Raw genomic sequence first — 19,646 nt, 5'->3', positions numbered from 1 at the left:
TCATAATAAGTTTAAGTACTTATATTTCTTATAGTCCAAAACCGATTCCCACAGACCAAACACGGTTTTTGATTGAACCACTATTAGGCGCTAAGTTTGTTAAACCTAAGCCATAACCAGCATTAATTTGGAAACCATTCGTTAACTGATAACCGGCTAAAAAGTTTACACCAAAATCAGTACGTTTCAAATCTTTTCCTTCGCCGCTACCGAAGTCGATATCTTCTTCAAATTTAACATCGCCAGCGCTGCCTTTTTGCTTACCACTCAAACCAAATCCAACATAGGGTCCTGCCCCTATAAAGAAGTTACCAGATCCCCCTGTAGGCAATTTAGCTACTAAATTTACGGGAATATCCAACGACATCACACTTTCTTTTACCTCTCCGTTAGAAGTTTCAAGCCACTTAGCTCCTTTATTCTGTAAAGACAAACCAGGTTGCACGGAAAAATATGGCGATACTGGAGCATCCAAATATCCCGTTACAAAGAAACCTGTATTGGATTTGGTATCTCCCAAACTTGTTGAATATTTAGGAATATTTACACCCGCACGTAGTCCGTATCCCAATCCGCCTTGTGCAAAAGCACCCAATGAACCAAATAAAATTGCTGCAGATAATAATAGTTTTTTCATGTTTCCTAATTTAATTTACTTTATTCTTTTTTATCATTTTCTCTCATATACTTCCTGTATGAGATTTATGACATACCCATTTGCAATATCTATTCCAAAATACGTAAGCGACTAATATTCACTTCGAAACAAAAGAAAAAAGTCAAATCTCCTTTTTTTTGATTGTCCTTTAAAAGATACAGTAAGTAGAATACTCTTCCAGTTTTTCAACTCGCGCTATCCAATTAAAACAGGCGTTTATAAAGATTGGACTATCGGCTTCCTAAAAACTACAGGCTTGGTTTTCAGAATAATGCTCAAAAACACAAAAGTTTTATCACAAAGATTTTTTAATTCCAATTATAAGTTTTATTTTTGCAGACCTTCAAAAGGAAAAAAATAGGGTCGGATGGCCGAGTGGCTAGGCTGAGGTCTGCAAAACCTCCTACAGCGGTTCGAATCCGCTTCCGACCTCGTTTTATTTTAAACAATAAAAATATTATCAAAATGGGAGTTACACGTTTAAAAAGAAAAGATAGAAGAAATAAAACTGTTTCACGTGTTGAAGTTCAGTTCTTGAAATTAGGAACTAACGTAGAGTTAGGTTCTAGATCAAAAATGAAAGCTAGCAACCAAATCGTTAAAAACGATGCTATCTTAAATCAATTAGCTGCAGAAGCTAAATAAGCAAAAAGAAACTAGCAGCCTTTAAAGTTATACTTTAAAGGCTTTTTAATAAGTCTACCATTTGGTGGACTTTTTCTTTTGAGCTTATCCACTGCGGCTCATCCATCCCCTTAACCTGATCCTGCGAAAACTGCATCTTTGAAGGCTGGCTTTCTTTTGCTGAACTGTGTATAGCAATGGCACCGGTTTCTTCCAAAATTGTCCTGATATTAGATGCGTCCACCCCTGCCCCCGGCATAATCACGATACGTCCAGCAGCCTGCTTGATCAATCGTTGCAGTAGTGGCACCCCCGATAAAGCTGAATTTCTCAAACCGGAAGTAAGTATACGATCTATACCTAGGGCAATGACATCTTCCAATGCAGCAAAGGGATCTTCGACACGATCAAAAGCACGATGGAAGGTCACATGCATAGGCCGTGCAGCATCAACTAAACGCTTCGTATTGACCTTATCCACGGTACCATCAGCATTCAACGCACCGATAACAACTCCGTCCATCCCTAATTCCTTACATAGCTCAATATCTGCGATCATTTCTAATATCTCTTCTTCGGTATATAGAAAATCTCCCCCCCGAGGCCGAATTAATACATGAACACCAATATGCACAAGTTCACGTACCAACTTCAATTGGCCAAAAGAGGGTGTCGTTCCACCGTTCTCTAAGTTTTGACAAAATTCGACACGTGTTGCTCCGCCTTTTTCAGCCTCGATCGCCGAAGCAACTGAATTGGAACAAATTTCTAATTGATAATTTCCGATAGCTTTCTCCTTCATTCAATACAATTTTAAATCCGATTTTATGCTATGCGAATAACGTAAAAAAAAAGCAGATTACCTATTTTCTCACATTGAGGAAGCAAAAACTATTTTTCCGGAACAAACTCCAACAGATAGGTTCCACCTTATATCAGGTAACATCCTCCAGGTCAGTCGTCTATTATTATTTATGGATAGGAAAACATTTCTCCAAACCATTTGTATATACCTTACATGCTTTTATTTAAAACATTAATAACCAACACTGTATAAACTTTAAGTAAAATATCATGGCAATTATATCAAGAAATATGGAGACACAGGAACGGATTATCAGTACTTTTGAGGAACTCCAATCCGCTATACAAGGTCTAAAAAGTCAGATTGTTGAATTCGAAATGCTATTTAACGAAGCATGTGATCGGCATATCGCATCTGATTTCAAAAAAGAATGGCTAATAGACCGTATTTCTTCCCGCCATACGATGATGCTGATCCGATACGATAGTTTACAGCTTATTCAGGAAACCGTCTCAGCCTACCGCGATTATGATGGTTTATTTCTGGATCACAAACAATTACTGGATGCAATCGAACTATTAATGCTTACTCATGCCGAAGAAGAAGAATATGAAATTGCTGCCATTATCAAAAAATGGCATGAAAAATTTGCCGATGCTGTCTATTTCCTGGCTGACCTCAGCTATTAAGTCATTGTTTTGTTTTACATTTGCGGCACTGTAAAATATTGAGTCATGCGCAAACCACCCGCTATAGTTGATCTACATGCAGATGCATTCCTTGAAAATTGGGAAGACTATTCTGCTGACGAACTTATGCTAGAATCCATTGATTTCTTAAGATCCAACCTGGATGCAGCTATTTATTGGGAAATGAACGAAATCAAGTTTATTCACGGAAAAGGAAAAGGTATCTTAAAAAAACTAATATTTAAAGAGCTTCAAGAATACAAAGAGAATGGTTCAATCGACCGATACTATACTTCATACCAGAATGAAGACATTGTAGTTGTGGTGATCGGTATCTAAAAAGAGACTACCCCTCGATAGACTGCTCCGGAAAAGTTAAATTCTAGCTTTGTTCAACTTTTAAGGTGCACATCAAAAAGATAGTCTCTTCTAAAATAAATTTATATTGCCCTATTTAACGGCCGGTGTAATGATTACCTTTCGGAACTCGACAGGCCCATGGTCGCCTTGAAAATAGATCGGGCCTGGTTCAGCTTCCCTACTGTCCAAAGCTCCTCCGGTGATACCAGGGATCTCTTGGTTGCTAATAACTGTTTTGCCATTGGCAACCACTGTCACCAGACGTCCGACCAATGTGATATCATAAGTCTGCCATTCTCCGGCTCCTTTGTTCACCATCTCATTTGCGGCAAGAAAACCATATACACCTGCAAACAGCACCGCATTCGGATGCGCATCTTTCGGGCTATCCTCAATCTGTACTTCGTAGCGCCCTCTTAGATAAACACCGCTATTGCTTCCGGCCGGAATTTTAAACTCAACATGCAATTTAAAATCTTCAAACTTTTGTTCTGAAACAAGATTAGATCCTGATTGAGGGCTGGTTAGTATACCATTTTTCACAACCCATTGGTTTGTTTTGCCAGTAGCTTTCCACCCCGACAGGTCCTTGCCATTAAAAAGTTGAATCGGTTTTCCCCATTTAACGGCAGCTGTTCTTTTTAATTCTGGTGCACGTACACCTTTAAAGCGGTGTGTTTTTCCATCAGGCTCTGTTATTGTGCCCTGTAATGTTCCGTTTTGAATCTCACCTTCCACACTTAAATTCATCTTTCCGCTCTCCCATTGTGGAGGTATTGCAAATTTAAACTTTCCATTTTCATAAAAAACCTGTGAAACAGGTCTTGCACTCCCCGAAGTACTCACATAGTGACCTACTAAGGTTTTGTAACCTGACAATTTCACCTCAAGCCAGGAAGGTGCAGGCGTCCCATTAACGTCAACCTCTATATCCCATCGCCCAATCAGTTCCTTTCCCTCAATCTCCTTGTCCTGGACAGTTGATTCGATGATTGAATCTTTAGCGAAAGTTGCCTGCGGTAGCGCAGCGGAAGCCAATAGCCCCAAAAGAAATGCCGCTTTTCTTTTCATATTGTTTATGTTTATATTCTAATTGACAATAAATTTCCAGCAATTTAACTGTTTCGACGCTGGTATCCAAGGGATCTCATGTTAAAAAAGCCTAAGAGCTCCATCATAATTATCGCCAGCAATTCTAGAAAAAAGCCTATTTCGATTATTAGGAGCTGAAGTTAGCTGACTATTTACGGAACTCATATTACTATCCTTACATCCATGACCTAGGCCTCAGGTTTGAATACAACTTGCTGTTGACGTGCATAGGCACTGGGAGATAGTTGGGTTATTTTTTTAAAATTTCGATTAAAGCTGGTCTTCGAATTGAAACCGCATTCGAATGCCAGCCCCAATAAAGTGTATTGTCTACTTTCTGGCCGACTCAACAACTCTTTGAAGGCTTCTACCCGATAGGTATTAACATAATCATAAAAGGATTTTTCTTCCCTCGAATTGATGATCTGCGAAAGGATAACAGGGTGCACATCTAGTATCTTAGCTAAATCACCCAATGTTAACTCCGGGTCCTGATAGCATTTCTGTTCTTTCATGATCGTATTCAGTTTCATATGAAAGTATGCGGCCTCGGATTCTTCCAGTCTCGTTTTCTCGTACTTCACCTTCTCAGTTGGTTCTGATACAAGGCTGCGCTCTTGTACTTCTTCAGCAGCTTCCAAATCCTTTAAGAGAAACACCTCATGTGATGACAACACGTGGGAAAAAATTCCGACCTGTCGAATGCCAAAATACCCAAAGAAAAATATAAATAATGTGATCACTATAAAAAAAACTGCAGGGTTAGGATCAAATATGACAACAATCCAGATTGCCCCCATCCCAGAAATAAGGTAGCGCATCCAATTGAGGGTAATTTTCTCCGTATTGGAAAACTGACCGATAATGTTCTGTTTATGTTTACGTAGAAGAATAAAGGATAAGATGATATATACAACTCCTGAAATCATAAAGCCAACCACCAGAACCATAATTAATGTATCAAACTCATGTGTCAAGTAATATTTTTCTTTATATTCCACTACTGCTACAGGTAACACGAACGCCAATATAATTGATACGATCACCGCGGGAATAAAATGCAATAGGTAAAGCCATTTATGCCGCTGTTGCCCGCTTACAAACAATATATATAGATACAAAAATGGACCATGCAAAAAAGGGAAAGGCATTTCCCAACCAAATAGTGTGGGCATTTTCTGGATCTCTCCTGAACCATACAATCCCACTAAGATAAGATCGAAAAAAGCAAAAAAAAGCCAAACGCTTAAAATTTTATCCGCGGTATTTTTTTTAGGTTTACTGACAAGCAAAATAAAAAGGAACAAAGTCATAAAAATTCCGCCGATATAAATAATATGCCAGATCGAACTCATAGAAGATGGTTAGAATAATTTAACATTAAACAGCTGTTTTGTTCCTTCAGCTATATTCATAGATATTGTCAATTTACAAACATTATAGATAAGCAATATACTTTCTTTTTTATTATCTACCAAATTGGAATTTCACTTTTGAGCACACCGAAACAAGAGGGGATTTACATACTGCTGAAGCATGTTACCCCATCCTTTTATTGAAATTTTATGGTGTTAGTTATCAATTAAAAGATTCCTTCTGAAGACAGCGCATTAAATATAATATCAGTACTCAATATTTTCAATGACTTTACCCTCCTTCCTAATGACAAAAAATACGATTCAATTAACGCGAACCAGCCGCAGTGGAAACTGCAGCTGGTCGGAACAAATTTCCTTAAATAGTATTAAAATATCCTTATTTTTTTGATTCTATTGACCAAACTGATATCTCGCTTGTCCGACAACACTAACACTATTGGAACTGGCCGTCTTATCTTCAACAAGCTTATTATCGACAAAAACCTTTACTCTTACACTTTCGCTTTCATTGTTTCGAACAGGAATAGAGCTTAATAAAGTGAAAATTTCCGCAAATTCTACTTTTTTCTTCACTTCTTTAGTAAAGGGCAAGGCAACACTCTCAATACTTGTATCTTCGCCAGTTTCGTTCGTGTAGGTTACGCTAGCCGTATTGTTTGTCGTGGAGCTCACTTCATATCTGACAGTAGCATCTTTGGGGTAACCAGCTGTTGGGTCATATGGCTTGTCATCTTTACCACAGCCAATAAACAGGGCCGACGCAAAAAACGTCAACAATACACTAAAAATTGAAATTTTTAAATTTTTCATTTTCATTCGATTTGATTTATGTGATTTTATAATAGCACTTTGCTACCGACAAAACTATATTTTAGATTCGACCCAATCGCCCCAGCTTATAAGATGGCACCTGGTTTACATTAAAAAAACGCGGGTATAAATCACATTCATTAGACACCTAAGACCTCAACAATCTTAAATACGACAAGAATATACTTTAAAAGTTTCCAAATTGCTTCAACGACACACGGTTCGCTCCACATGGCAACAAATTGATTATAAACATTTTCTCAAAGTGGCTACCTCAAAAAAGAGGACCATCTTATAAGATGAAACGTTTGATAGCAGTAAAATAGCTAGTTTCGAATTAAATCTAAAGACAATCAGTATAAGGCTATATGAAAACTTTTTTTATTAATTTTTTACTATTATTTTCTGTACCATACTATATCAAAGCGCAGAAAGCCCCCAAGGTAATTTTTCCGAAATCAACTTTTGACGTCGTGCAAGCAAAACGTATGATCAGTAGCGACGGGAAGGCCACTTTGCGTGGCACGGTATCCAGAAATAGCAACTATAAGGTCAATGTCGTCGAGCTTTATCCCTGTACTGACTATTTCTACGAATGGTACGAATTGAAAAAAAAGGACAAAAAAGGAAAAAAACATATTTATATGTCCAATGAAGCTTATAGCTATCGAATTTTAACAAAAATCCAAGACGACGGTTCTTTTGAATTTAAAGGTCTAAATCCTGGAAAATATTACATCAATACATTGGTGTATGAAACAAAATCTGGCATCGGAGAAAGACAGGTGGGAACCGAAACAGTTACAACTAAAAATGGTTACGGACATCTGCTTTCTTCCTACGACAGACCCATCATGGAAAAATACCGATTTCTGTATGAGACTGTAGACCGTCTGGAATCATTTACAGAGATTTCATCCGAGGAACAAACAGTCAATGTAACACTCTAAAACTATCACCATGTCTATCAAATTAATAACAAGCTGTTTTTTTTTATTCAATGCCTGTTTATTTGTTAATGCCCAGGAGGTCAAGATTCCAGATATCAACTTTACACGAAGCCTGATAGCCCAAGGAATCGATACCAATAACGATGGTAAAATACAACTTTCGGAAGCAAAAGCAGTTAAAGTACTTTATGTAAATGGCGCGGGCATCACTTCCCTTGAGGGAATCAAAAATTTTTCCAATGTAGAAGACCTTGGCTTCTATGAGAACAATATTAAAGAAGTTGACCTCTCCGGAATGACTAGCCTCAAATTCATCTATGGATTTGACAGCCATTTAGAATATATGAACATTAAAGGCTGCATCAATGTACTTAACGTTAGCTGCAATAAAAATAATTTACGGCACCTTGATCTGTCGGACCAGAAAAAACTTAAGGAGCTTAGCATTGGGTTTAACCAGCTTACACGTCTCGATATCAGTGGGCTTACAGAACTTAAAAAAGTTCATGCTTATTTAAATAAGATTCAGGAATTCAAATTCGACAGTTGTCCTCAGCTCGAGGAGATATGGATTAATGAAAACAGAATTAGTCACCATTTGGACCTAACAAAATTTCCAAAACTAAGATCCTTTATGGCTTTTAGAAATCCATTAACCTCTGTAAATATAGTCGGCTTGGAATATCTGGAAAATTTTAGTTGCCATGGTAGTGATATCACTACATTAAACCTAAGTGGTACGTATAATATTAAAGATCTGAGCTGGTATTAAGAAATAAGGTTGATAATCAAAGTAATCATATTGAGTCATTAATGCCTTTCCCTTGGGATGGCAGGATTGGCTCAGCCGCGCATGCCTCAGACTCTGCCCTGATCCCCCTTCAGGTCGAACCCAATAGCCTCCCTATAAGATCGTAGGTTCTCTCCCCACTTGAAAACAAAAAAAGCCCGACTGTCGTCGAGCTTTATTGTCGGGGTGGCAGGATTGGCTCAGCCGCGCATACCTCAGACTCTGCCCTGAGCCCCCTTCGGGTCGAACCCAAGAGCTCCCTATAAGATCGTAGGTTCTCTTCTCGCTTGAAAACAAAAAAAGCCCGACTGTCGTCGAGCTTTATTGTCGGGGTGGCAGGATTCGAACCTACGACCTCCACATCCCAAATGTGGCGCGATACCGGGCTACGCTACACCCCGAAAAGGTATCACCTTTGTTTTGTGTGGCACAAAAGTACACTAAAATATTTTGTTTTCAAAATTATTTTCGACAATATTGTTAACAAGCTGATACGTTGGCAAATGAATTTACAACAAACAAATTACTCCAAAAAATATTGTCGATTATTTTCGTTTAAACCATCCAATAGGCATTCAAAAAAAAAGAAAAAGCTTATTTTAAATAGTCAAAAATGTTTTCAAGTTTATATTTTGGACTCCTTTTCAAAAAATCCATAAAAAAAGCTGTATGTGTCCCTCCCATTAATATAAAGATTCGGTCATTTTTATCAACAGGAATTTGATTGAAATTTGAAAACATCACCAAATTTCTATGATAAAATTTTGCAGCTTCGTCGGCACCTTCAGCATTCCCTTTACTCGAGATATAAGTCAATAGATCGGCATTTATATTCATTAAACTTTCCAAATATTGAGGGTGGTTATTCAATTTAAATAAGTCATAGAATGAAATTTTCTCGTTTACAATGTTTTTTTGATTTTCTTCGTATAACTCCCAATACTTATTGACCGTGATTTTGTCTATGGCATTTTTCACACTACTGCCGATATTATAATTGTAACTCTCTTTAAAATCTATTCCATAAATTTTCTTTGCCCCACTCAATCGTCCAACTTCATACGCTAGCAGTTCTCTTTCATCAGGTTTTTGAAATTTTTTATCCGGATTTTCGATATAATCTAAATAATCTGCTTGTCTTATAGGGTCATTTTTGGACAAAGATTCGATGACAATTATGGTAGGCTTAAATTTCGCTAGAATGTTCGCCAACTTCTTTATTTCTATTTTGTTGTTTTCATCATTCGCATCAAATGCTAGCGAATTTGCATCGGAAGTCTCTCCCATATGAAATGTCCCAACATTCAAAACCGAGATTGCATCATCGAATTTTGTTTTTATCTTTTTTTGATTCCAAATAACGTCTTGTCCATAAAGGTTTATAGTTACAAACAGTAACAAGGTCAATAGTATTTTCATTTTTTGTGATATTTCGTTCTATCGGACCACCACAAAGAACTTGTGGTTAGCCATACTAGATAAAGATACAAAAAGTTTCACTGTACAGATTTTAATAAGTCAATTTCGTTTTTGCATGTTATTGGATGGGATACGTCGATTTATCTTTTGATATCCTATAATAGAAACAATTGATAGCCAACTGCAACGACATGTCCTGAACTTTCAACAACCCGAAGTAATGTCTGCACAAACGAAACCCTTCAAATGTTATAAATTTGAAGGGTTTTGACTTTAATTTTATAAACATGCTTGAGGTGACAAGATTCTAATCTATGCTCTCCTATTTACCAACTTCTCTTGATTACCATCGTTGTTTTAATTGCCCCTTGCTGATTAACTAATGTTAGCTTGGAGACTGTAGAAACAATATTTTCTTGTATTTTATATTCAACACCATCAAAAATCATCGTTTTTCCATCAGGCATACTGTAGTCGTAAGAAACTGCAGTATTATCTTTTTTCTTATGCCAAGCACCGTCTTTATCAAAATTAAGTGTCTCTCCCTGCTCCATCATTTCACGGGTCACATTTAGCTCAGCAACACTATTACCTTCAACAGTTTTAGTCCAGCGTTCCCAATTACCTGTACGGATTATATTCAATGCGGCATCTCTTCCGATGCTATCAACGGTTTCCTTACTACAAGACGTCATTCCCACCGCAATTACTCCAAGCAATAGCAGCATCCAATTCTTAAAAGTCATTTTTAATGTGCTCATAATTTATTTTTTTGGGTACACTTACAAGTATTATACCAAACTACGTGAACTTCGCTGCGTCAAGAAAAAACAGCTTTTTTTAACCTGAGTGACATTGAGATTGCAAAAGAATGCAAAATACGGTCCGACACATTAACCATTGCATCAATAAACCATGACATCATGATAGCGAAGATAATAAAGGGGGCGGGCGTTTGGCCGATGGCTATTATACATTAAAAAAGATAGTAAAATTACCCGCTCGTGGAATAGCCGGGCAATACTCTATTTTCATTTTCTAGACAGTTTCATGTTCAACGTTTTCTGCTTTATCCATTGAACTGAAATATCGAAGGGTTCTGAAATATTTTCAGATGAAGTATCATGTCCTAATGTTGGAAATAACGTGTATTCAAAAGGTTTGCCTTGTACTTTAAATGAGTTTAATTGTTCTATACACAACTTTACGGGAATTTGTATATCCTTCTCTCCAAAAAGCCAAAGTCCAGGAACTGAAAGCATATTCAAAGAAATTTTTGGGTCAGTCGCTACAAATTGATATTTGTCTGGGTCATTTTTAGTATGCTCACGGGCATCGGCATCTGTATGATGTTCCCAAAAGTTATTATTGCCATTTGTATAAAACTGAAATCGGAGTTGTTCTAGAGTTGTTATCGTAGGACAACTAAATAAAACCATAAATTCAATCTGTTGGTTCTTACTTGCAGTAATCGGAATTATCCATCCTGCCTGACTAAACCCGACTAAACCAATTGGTGTCTTTTTGTCTTTCAAATAGGTTCTAAATGTTTTTACTGCTTCATTTGCATCGTTAGATAATAAATTAAGGTTAGTTGTATCTATATTATTCGTACCAACAGATGGTCCAACATATACACCTCCAGACTCTCCAACTCCACGTTTGTCATAGGTCAATACAGCAATACCTTCTTTAGCAAGACGTTTTGCAAACTCTATTTCTCTTTTTACCGGGTCAGACCCGTGAACAATCACAACCGCTGCAAATGGGTTTTTAGGCCCTAAAATTGACCCCGCGAGAGTAACACCCTGACTTTCAAACTTAACCTCTTGGATAGTAAAATCAGTTGATTGAGAAAAGACCATTTCTGGTAAAATCAATAATAAAAACGAAAAAAATAAGTTAAAAAAAAAGTTAATATTCATTTTAGTTCAATCAGAAAAATTTTATACAATGGGTTCCGTTGGCATTGATTACAAGCGAAAATACATTGGCGCAGTAGTGGGTAAATTAGACGAAAGTTCAATTTAGCAGGAACGTAACTGATGTATTTTCAAAGCACTAAATTACAAATTTCTAGGGAATGTGAAATACATGTAGCGACCAAATGTATTCAATATTTTAATTTAGCTGTTAACCCGCTATTTTGTCAACTAGATATTCATGTACAGCTTATTTTGATAATTCGTTAGCAAAAGTAAACATTAAAAGGAAGGTACAGGTTCATACCTTATGAGACTCGTGCAACAAAAAAAGCCCTAACTTTCGTTAGAGCTTTTCTGTCGGGGTGGCAGGATTGGCTCAGCCACGCATACCCCAGACTCTGCCCTGAGCCCCCTTCGGGTCGAACCTAATAACTTCTTTAAAAGTCGTAGGTTCTCTTCCCGCTTGAAAACAAAAAAAGCCCGACTGTCGTCGAGCTTTATTGTCGGGGTGGCAGGATTCGAACCTACGACCTCCACATCCCAAATGTGGCGCGATACCGGGCTACGCTACACCCCGAAAAGGTATCACCTTTGTTTTGTGTGGCACAAATATACGCTTATTAGGCATTCTTTGCAAGCAAAAATGCAAAAATAAAACTAATCAGCTGATCTATTGAAAGATATTAGCTAGCTCCTATATTTAATTTAAAAGTTAAATATAAGCCAATAAGCAAAATAGAATACTACACGCGTCAGTAACCATATCCATTCTATTAAGACTCAAAGAAGTGTATACAAATAATGTAAAAATATAAGATGACAACCTATTTACAGTAAAACACAATTAAAAAGCCTTTTGAGATAAAATTATTCCTTTAGTTATTCACACATAAAATAAATAGTTATTTTTTTCGAAACATACATTTAAAAAACGGACTATAACTGATTTTCAACAAATTTGTAGCCTCATGGTTAATAATACTCAGGCGTTTACTACTTTTTTGTTAAAAAATCATTATTAAATTACCTTTGTTGTTAAAAATATAATAAAAATTAATTACTTTTATTACAACATAACAGCCCTCCCGTCAACACCACTACGGTTTTGATTTCTGTTATGGGATCTCCTGCTATTATATTTTCAAGATCATCAATGCATGAAAAATTTAACCATTATTGGATTAACGCCTTTTGAAAAGCCTGACGTAAATCTCATGCCCAAACTCCATCAAGCGGGTGCATTTCCCGTATTAAGTTTGGGACACAACTTAGCCAACGCTCAGGAAGCACTGAATCAACTTGATCAGACTGCTCTATTTACTTATGGAATTTATTTTCCAAATGATAAACTTCTATCCCTTGAAATTCCGGAGAAAGTAAGTGTCATCATTCTTCCTTTTGGAAGCCCAGCTCCCACGGCTCCGCACCTATCCATAGTGTATCAGGTCAGCACTATGGAAGAAGCCAAACAAGCGGAACAGCTTAACGCAAAAGGAATTATCATAAAAGGAAATGAAGCTGGAGGTGTCGTTGGATATGAATCCACGTTTGTACTCTTCCAACGGATTATCAAAGAAATTCAGTCCATCCCAGTTTGGGTACAGGGCGGCATAGGTTTGCATACTGCTGCTGCTGCAAAATCCCTCGGTGCCACTGGAATTGTGTTGGACAGCCAACTTGCGCTGTTTCCGGAAAGTGCGGTTCCCCAAGACTTCAAAACGCTCTGTGGAAAATTAAACGGGACGGAAACCAAGATCATCGCCAATCACCGTGTACTGGTACGTCCAAACTCGCCAGCCTTGTCGGACCAGGTTGATACGACCGAACTCCGAGCATATTTTACCGACCTAAATCCTGCTATGAGTTATATCCCGATGGGGCAAGATATCTCTTTGGCCATTGATCTCTACGAAGATTTCAGGACACTAAAAAAACTTGTTTTCGGGTTCAAGGAAGCCATGTACGGTCATTTAAAACAGGCAAAAGCGTTGCAGCCGATTGACCGTGACAACGAATTGGCAAAACAATTAGGCCTACGTTATCCGATCGCACAGGGTCCCATGACCCGTGTTAGCGATGTCCCTGCTTTTGCCAATGCCGTAGCGGAAGCTGGAGCACTCCCTTTTGTTGCCCTGTCTCTGATCCGTGGTGAACAAGCGAAAACCTTGGTTATGGAAACCAAACAACTCGCTGGAAACAAAGCTTGGGGAGTGGGTATCTTAGGCTTTGCGCCGCAGGAACTGCGCGAAGAACAGACCGCCTACATTCTGGAAGCTAAACCACCCGTTGTGCTGATTGCCGGTGGTCGACCTGCCCAGGCTAAAGTATTTGAAAAAGCAGGCATAACAACGTTTCTACACGTGCCGTCTCCTGCCCTGCTCGACATGTTTCTAAAGGAGGGTGCCAAAAATTTCATTTTCGAAGGTCGCGAATGCGGTGGCCACGTAGGTCCTCTTTCGAGCACTGTGCTCTGGGAAAAACAGATCGAACGCATCTTAAAAGAGGATCACCCGGAACAGATCAGTGTTTTCTTTGCCGGCGGCATCCACGATGCATTCTCATCAGCATTTGTTTCCATTATGGCGGCTCCTTTAGCCGCCCGCGGCGTAAAAGTCGGTGTATTGATGGGAACTGCGTATCTCTATACACAGGAAGCAGTCAGCACTGGCGCAATTCAGGAAGAATTTCAGCGACAAGCGATGCAAGCCAAAGATACGGTCCTCCTGGAGACTGCACCAGGACATGAAACCCGTTGCTTGAATACAGCTTTTGCACAACACTTCAACCAAGAAAAATCCAAATTATTGGCTGCTGGTGTCGATAAGAAGGAAGTCTGGGAAAAATTGGAAAAATTAAACGTCGGTCGCCTACGGATCGCAGCCAAAGGCGTGGACCGTCAAGGTGACAAATTAGTCACTATCCCGAAAAGTAAACAATTGGATCTCGGCATGTATATGATCGGTCAGATCGCAACCATGCATGACCGGGTCATCTCTTTGGAGTCCCTGCATCAATATGTTAGCATCGATAACCAGCAGTATATCCAGAACGCGCTACTACCTGAAGAACCTCTATCAAGCGAAAAACCCTTAGATGTTGCTATTGTCGGGATGGACTGTATATTTCCAGGGGCCAAAAATCTGGAAGAATATTGGCGCAATATTATTCTTGGGAAAGACAGTGTAACCGAAGTTCCGGACGAACGCTGGAATAAAGAATTATACTATAAACCCGACTCGGATGGCCCGGATGTATCCCATTCCAAATGGGGTGGCTTTATTCCGAAAATTGATTTTGATCCCTTGGCTTTCGGGATTCCACCACAGTCACTCGCAGCGATTGAACCAACACAGTTGTTGACATTATTGGTCGCCAAGCGTGCCATGGAAGATGCCGGTTATGGCGAAAAACAAATCAACCGCGAAAATATTTCCGTGATCATCGGTGCCGAAGGGGGCAATGATCTTGCCAACAGCTATAGCTTTAGAGGATACTACAAACAGGTATTCGGAGAACTTCATGAGGAAGTGAAAGAGGCATTGCCTCATACCACAGAAGATTCTTTTCCCGGTATTTTGGCCAATGTTATCGCTGGTCGGATCACAAATAGACTGGATCTTGGCGGTCGAAATTTTACAGTGGATGCTGCATGTGCCTCATCGCTCGCAGCGATTGACCTTGCTTGCCAGGAACTCATCCTGGGTAAATCAGATATGGTGCTTGCCGGTGGAGCAGATCTGCATAATGGCATTAACGATTACCTGATGTTCTCCAGCACACATGCGCTCTCGCGGAAAGGGCGATGTGCCACATTTGACAGTGATGCTGACGGCATTGCCCTTGGCGAGGGGGTCGCCATATTGGTACTCAAACGCTATGAAGATGCTATACGCGATGGCGATCGTATCTACTCTGTCATCAAAGGCGTCGGCGGCTCCAGTGATGGTAAAGCCTTAGGCCTCACCGCTCCCCGAAAAATCGGTCAGGTACGCGCACTGGAACGCGCCTATAACCAAGCCGGTATCAGTGCAGCATCCGTTGGCCTTGTTGAAGCGCATGGTACAGGAACAGTCGTCGGTGATAAAACAGAACTGAGTGCGCTGACCAATTTATTCAGCCGTTCAGGTGCCTTACCAGCACAAACGCATTTAGGTTCGGTCAAAACCCAGATCGGCCACACCAAATGTGCGGCTGGATTGGCAGGTCTTATCAAAGCTTCCCTAGCAGTATTTCATGGTGTAAAACCACCAACACTTCACCTCCAACAGCCGAATGCCTATTATAATGCACAAACAAGTCCTTTTGCTTTCCATGCCAAAACAGGTTTATGGTGCGAAAAAAGACGTTATGCTGGCATCAGCGCCTTTGGTTTTGGCGGAACAAATTTCCATGCCGTTATTGCGAATCATCCGCAGGAAGATCGTACAATTGCTTTGCAATCCTGGCCATCAGAACTATTCGTTTTCCGTGGCGACAGCTACGACGAAGCAAAAGGGCAACTGGGCCAGGTAAAAGCACTTTTAGATATCAACGATAGCCTCCCGCTAAAAGATATCGCCTACAGTTTAGCTGTTGCATCTGAAAAAACGATCCAGCTCAGCATCGTGGCCGATACAGCGGAAGATCTGATGATGAAAATCGAACTGGTATTATCCGGTATTGAAAGCAAAGACACTTTTATTGTCAATAAACGTGAAGGTAAAACAGCATTCTTATTTCCGGGACAAGGTAGTCAGCGCATTAATATGGCGCGTGATCTCTTTGTGGTATTCCCTGAAATGCGAAAGCTTATCTCGCAGTATCCAGAATTGGAAAAAGTGCTTTTTCCTTCAACTAGGTTTGATGCTGACTCTTTAAAACAACAAAAAGAAACCATTAAAGATACACGTCTGGCACAGCCACTTTTGGGTATCGTTGACCTGGCCTTGGCCAAATTCCTCCATTCACTCGGTATCGTCCCGGATATGCTGGCGGGACACAGCTATGGTGAACTACCAGCATTATGTTTCGCTGGTGTGTTTGATGAAGATCAATTGGTCGAACTGAGCAGCAAGCGTGCCCAATCCATCCTGGATTCAGTAGAAAATGGCGACCCGGGTACCATGGTTGCCGTCAATGCAGATGCGGAACGATTAAAAATACTCCTAGGCCGTGTGGAAGGTGTTTATCCCGTAAACTACAATGCACCGACACAATGTGTTGTCGCCGGCAGCACAGCAGCTATCGGGAAACTCATGGAACTGTTAAAACAGGAACGAGTCTCCGCTAAAAAACTGGAAGTGGCCTGTGCTTTCCATAGTCCTTTAGTCGCTAAGTCAAAGCAACTTTATGCAAATGTGTTGAAGGATGTTCCTTTCCAAGAAATGCGACTACCAGTTTGGTCAAACACTACAACAAGCTTATATCCTACTTCAGCTTCAGAAATAAAAGCAAGATTGACGGAACATTTGGTTCAACCTGTCCGCTTTGTAGAGGAACTCCAGGCCATGTATGCAGATGGCGCACGGATATTTATCGAAGTAGGTCCTGGCAAAGTACTGACTGGCCTGACCAAATCCTGTCTAGAGCAGGACCAAATCACCCTGTACGTAGAAGACAGCAACCGCAACAAATTGACGCATCTACTCTGTATGCTTGCGCAATATTTGGGAACTGGTCGCAATTTCGCTATTGATAAACTTTTTGAAGGCCGTCAGGTTCAACCAATCCAGCTAGATCAACCAAATTTATATAAGAAAAACCCTACGATCTGGCGTGTCAACGGACAGGCTGCACATCCAACCACCGGATCTTTACCTGTCAATGGTGCATTGCCCATCATAAGCCCCATCAAAATGAGTAACCTTAACAACCCTATAGCGGCAACAACGGAAGCACAGCCTGCTGCTGAGCGTATGCTACAAGAATATTTAAACAGCATGAAAATGCTGATCCAGGCGCAACGTGATGTCATGCTTTCCTTTTTGGGGCAAACCCCACAAGTAGCACCTATGCCGATTTATTCAAGCCCCACACCAAATGTGACTGTAGATCTTTCAAGCCCCATTACGGTTCAACCCACGCTCAGCGAAAATTCCACTGTCGCAACAGCTGTACAAACACCAATGAAAGACATTAAAACTCTATTGTTACAGGTAGTAAGCGACAAAACCGGTTATCCACATGAGATGTTAGGTATGGAAATGGATCTGGAAGCCGATCTCAGCATTGATTCAATCAAGCGGGTCGAAATTATCGGCACCCTACGTACTGAACTTGGCACACTGAAATTCGACCATACCAATGAAGATATGATCATGGAACAATTGGCCGCCATAAAAACCTTAAATGGGCTGGTTTCCTGGTTAACCGAGTTCAGTGGAACAACAACGGAGTCAGCAACCAGCATTCAAACAGCAGTATCACCCCCCACAACATCAAATCAGTCTGCGCTCTCCCTTGCGGAATTACAAACAGCAATATTGGATATCGTCAGTGAAAAAACCGGTTATCCCAAAGAAATGTTAGGATTGGATTTGGACCTGGAAGCTGATTTGAGCATAGACTCGATCAAACGGATGGAAATCATTGCTGAACTGAAGACCAAAATTGGTTTTGGGAAGGATCTCGAACATGCCGAAGATCTAATGGAAACCTTAGCAGCGATTAAAACCCTTAACGGTCTTGCTTCCTGGATCAGTGAAGTTAGTGAAACAGCTCCCGAGCAGAGGCTCTTGTCCAGACTTCGTTTTGACCTGACACCAGCAGATGCAGCCTCAGCGCAAGATACAGAAATTCTACAGGGCAAACGTTTTGCCATTGCTCCTGATCATGGACAACAGACACTGGCCATCAAAACCATGCTCGAAAAACATGGTGCCATCGCCGAATTGGTCAATCCAGAACAGGATCTCGCCGTCTTCGATGGGCTGATCATTACAGATACCTATTCAGCAGCCATCAAACATAATATTATCGACCAGGTTGATCTGATCAAAAAGATGGATCTGGACCGGGCCAAATGGGTTTATTTAATCTCTGATATTCCGGCACATGTAGAAAAAACAAATGATACACATGCCTTACGCCACTATCAGGGGTACCCAGGCCTGTTTAAAAGTCTGGCCCGTGAGTTTGAGCAGACCAACTGTCGATTGATCAGCCTAAGCACCCCACAGGAAACGGATCAAATTGCTGAAATTGCACTAAAAGAGATCTTGACGACCGATAAAACCGTAGAGGTTATCTACAAAAATGAACAGCGGCATACGGTCGATATCATACCTTCGCCACTTTCTACAGGCAGCGAAGAAGTCCAAATCCAACTGGATGAAAAATCTGTTGTTCTTGTACTTGGCGGTGGACAGGGGATTACCGCCGAGCTGGTAAAACATATGTCAGCCTCCTACCCTTGTACCTACATCCTTGTAGGCAGATCGGCAGATCCAAGGAAAGATACCCCGATCCCGAAAGAACTGGAAACAATGACCTCCAAGGAGCAGATCAGGGCGCACCTTATTCAATCCGGACTATTCCATGCACCAGCACAAATTGAGAAAGAGACTCTCCGTATCTATAAGAACAATCAGATCCTACGGACTATCCGCGATATGGAACGTTTAGGAAACACCGTCATTTATGAATCACTGGATCTCTGTGATGAGGCCGGATTAACAGCCTTGCTCCACCAGATTTATGAACAGTATGGACAGCTCGATGGTGTGATCCATGGTGCCGGCCTGCTGGAAGATAAACTCTTCAAACAGAAAACAACCAGTTCTTTCGGACGCGTCTTTGACACCAAAGTAAAACCCTTACGTGTATTGGCGGAACAATTACGTTCGGATTGCCAATTTGTCGTTTTATTCTCCAGTATAGCATCTGTTTATGGCAACAAGGGCCAGACAGATTATGCCGCAGCAAACAGCGTATTGGATGACTATGCCAATGTATTGAATAAGCGACTGAAAGGAAAAGTTATTTCGATCAACTGGGGGCCGTGGAAAGGTGCCGGCATGGTTTCACAGACATTGGAAACAGAATATGAACGCCGGGGCATCTCCCTTATTCCTTTGGATGAAGGGAAGGAAATTTTCCTTAACGAGATCAGGTATGGTACGGAAAGCCAAGTGTTAATTATGTCAGGCAACAATTGGTAAACCGTCA

14 protein-coding genes and 3 tRNA genes are annotated in these 19,646 nt (G+C 40.3%); 7 read left to right on the top strand and 10 right to left on the bottom strand.

Annotation, left to right across the window (positions count from 1 at the left end):
• Positions 1–28: 28 nt before the first annotated feature.
• Positions 29–637 carry a porin family protein gene (locus ACK8HY_RS16055; RefSeq protein ID WP_416134202.1) on the bottom strand — a complete coding sequence of 203 codons (609 nt, stop codon included), beginning with the start codon at positions 635–637 and terminating at the stop codon, positions 29–31.
• Between the two features lie 382 nt (positions 638–1,019).
• Between ACK8HY_RS16055 and ACK8HY_RS16050 the strand changes: the two genes are divergently transcribed.
• Positions 1,020–1,090, top strand: a tRNA-Cys gene (locus ACK8HY_RS16050).
• 33 nt (positions 1,091–1,123) lie between these two features.
• Entirely contained in the window at positions 1,124–1,303 is a 180-nt protein-coding gene (locus ACK8HY_RS16045; protein ID WP_077437607.1) for a spore protein, read from the top strand.
• A gap of 34 nt (positions 1,304–1,337) precedes the next feature.
• Here ACK8HY_RS16045 and ACK8HY_RS16040 read toward each other — a convergent pair whose 3' ends face one another.
• Positions 1,338–2,084 (bottom strand): copper homeostasis protein CutC, encoded by a 747-nt coding sequence (locus ACK8HY_RS16040; protein ID WP_416134201.1) that lies wholly within the window; start codon positions 2,082–2,084, stop codon positions 1,338–1,340.
• Between the two features lie 272 nt (positions 2,085–2,356).
• Here ACK8HY_RS16040 and ACK8HY_RS16035 point away from each other — a divergent pair, with 272 nt between their 5' ends.
• Both ACK8HY_RS16035 and ACK8HY_RS16030 read left to right on the top strand, forming a co-directional pair.
• Positions 2,357–2,776 (top strand): hypothetical protein, encoded by a 420-nt coding sequence (locus ACK8HY_RS16035; protein WP_077437609.1) that lies wholly within the window; start codon positions 2,357–2,359, stop codon positions 2,774–2,776.
• A gap of 45 nt (positions 2,777–2,821) precedes the next feature.
• Positions 2,822–3,115 (top strand): hypothetical protein, encoded by a 294-nt coding sequence (locus ACK8HY_RS16030; RefSeq protein ID WP_416134200.1) that lies wholly within the window; start codon positions 2,822–2,824, stop codon positions 3,113–3,115.
• A gap of 111 nt (positions 3,116–3,226) precedes the next feature.
• On the opposite strand, the gene ACK8HY_RS16025 is transcribed toward ACK8HY_RS16030, so the two are convergent.
• The 3 genes from ACK8HY_RS16025 to ACK8HY_RS16015 all read right to left on the bottom strand — a co-directional run bounded on the left by ACK8HY_RS16025 (position 3,227) and on the right by ACK8HY_RS16015 (position 6,423).
• Positions 3,227–4,207, bottom strand: a complete 981-nt coding sequence (locus tag ACK8HY_RS16025; protein ID WP_416134199.1) for a DUF1080 domain-containing protein — start codon at positions 4,205–4,207, stop codon at positions 3,227–3,229.
• Between the two features lie 209 nt (positions 4,208–4,416).
• Positions 4,417–5,583 carry a helix-turn-helix domain-containing protein gene (locus ACK8HY_RS16020; protein ID WP_416134198.1) on the bottom strand — a complete coding sequence of 389 codons (1,167 nt, stop codon included), beginning with the start codon at positions 5,581–5,583 and terminating at the stop codon, positions 4,417–4,419.
• Between the two features lie 414 nt (positions 5,584–5,997).
• The gene (locus ACK8HY_RS16015; protein ID WP_416134197.1) at positions 5,998–6,423 is read right to left on the bottom strand and encodes an MmpS family transport accessory protein; all 426 of its coding nucleotides are present in this window, start codon (positions 6,421–6,423) and stop codon (positions 5,998–6,000) included.
• A 362-nt stretch (positions 6,424–6,785) separates the two neighbouring features.
• Here ACK8HY_RS16015 and ACK8HY_RS16010 point away from each other — a divergent pair, with 362 nt between their 5' ends.
• A complete protein-coding gene (locus ACK8HY_RS16010) occupies positions 6,786–7,367 on the top strand; it encodes a hypothetical protein (RefSeq protein ID WP_416134196.1) in 582 nt (193 codons plus the stop codon).
• Between the two features lie 10 nt (positions 7,368–7,377).
• The gene (locus ACK8HY_RS16005) at positions 7,378–8,139 is read left to right on the top strand and encodes a leucine-rich repeat domain-containing protein (RefSeq protein WP_077437615.1); all 762 of its coding nucleotides are present in this window, start codon (positions 7,378–7,380) and stop codon (positions 8,137–8,139) included.
• 345 nt (positions 8,140–8,484) lie between these two features.
• Here the strand turns inward: ACK8HY_RS16005 and ACK8HY_RS16000 are convergent.
• The 5 genes from ACK8HY_RS16000 to ACK8HY_RS15980 form a co-directional block, all read right to left on the bottom strand.
• Positions 8,485–8,558, bottom strand: a tRNA-Pro gene (locus ACK8HY_RS16000).
• Between the two features lie 193 nt (positions 8,559–8,751).
• Complete coding sequence (locus ACK8HY_RS15995; protein WP_416134195.1) at positions 8,752–9,576, bottom strand: DUF5694 domain-containing protein; 825 nt, start codon at positions 9,574–9,576, stop codon at positions 8,752–8,754.
• Between the two features lie 326 nt (positions 9,577–9,902).
• Positions 9,903–10,337: a hypothetical protein gene (locus tag ACK8HY_RS15990; protein ID WP_416134194.1), complete on the bottom strand. Its 435-nt coding sequence runs from the start codon at positions 10,335–10,337 to the stop codon at positions 9,903–9,905.
• 270 nt (positions 10,338–10,607) lie between these two features.
• Entirely contained in the window at positions 10,608–11,501 is an 894-nt protein-coding gene (locus tag ACK8HY_RS15985; RefSeq protein ID WP_416134193.1) for an alpha/beta hydrolase family protein, read from the bottom strand.
• A 503-nt stretch (positions 11,502–12,004) separates the two neighbouring features.
• Positions 12,005–12,078: transfer RNA gene (locus ACK8HY_RS15980), tRNA-Pro, on the bottom strand.
• Positions 12,079–12,658: 580 nt separating this feature from the next.
• Here ACK8HY_RS15980 and ACK8HY_RS15975 point away from each other — a divergent pair.
• Complete coding sequence (locus tag ACK8HY_RS15975) at positions 12,659–19,639, top strand: SDR family NAD(P)-dependent oxidoreductase (protein ID WP_416134192.1); 6,981 nt, start codon at positions 12,659–12,661, stop codon at positions 19,637–19,639.
• Positions 19,640–19,646 lie beyond the last annotated feature (7 nt).

Source organism: Sphingobacterium sp. NGMCC 1.201703 (assembly GCF_047784615.1).
Classification (GTDB): domain Bacteria; phylum Bacteroidota; class Bacteroidia; order Sphingobacteriales; family Sphingobacteriaceae; genus Sphingobacterium.
This window is presented reverse-complemented; position numbering and strand designations above follow the sequence as displayed.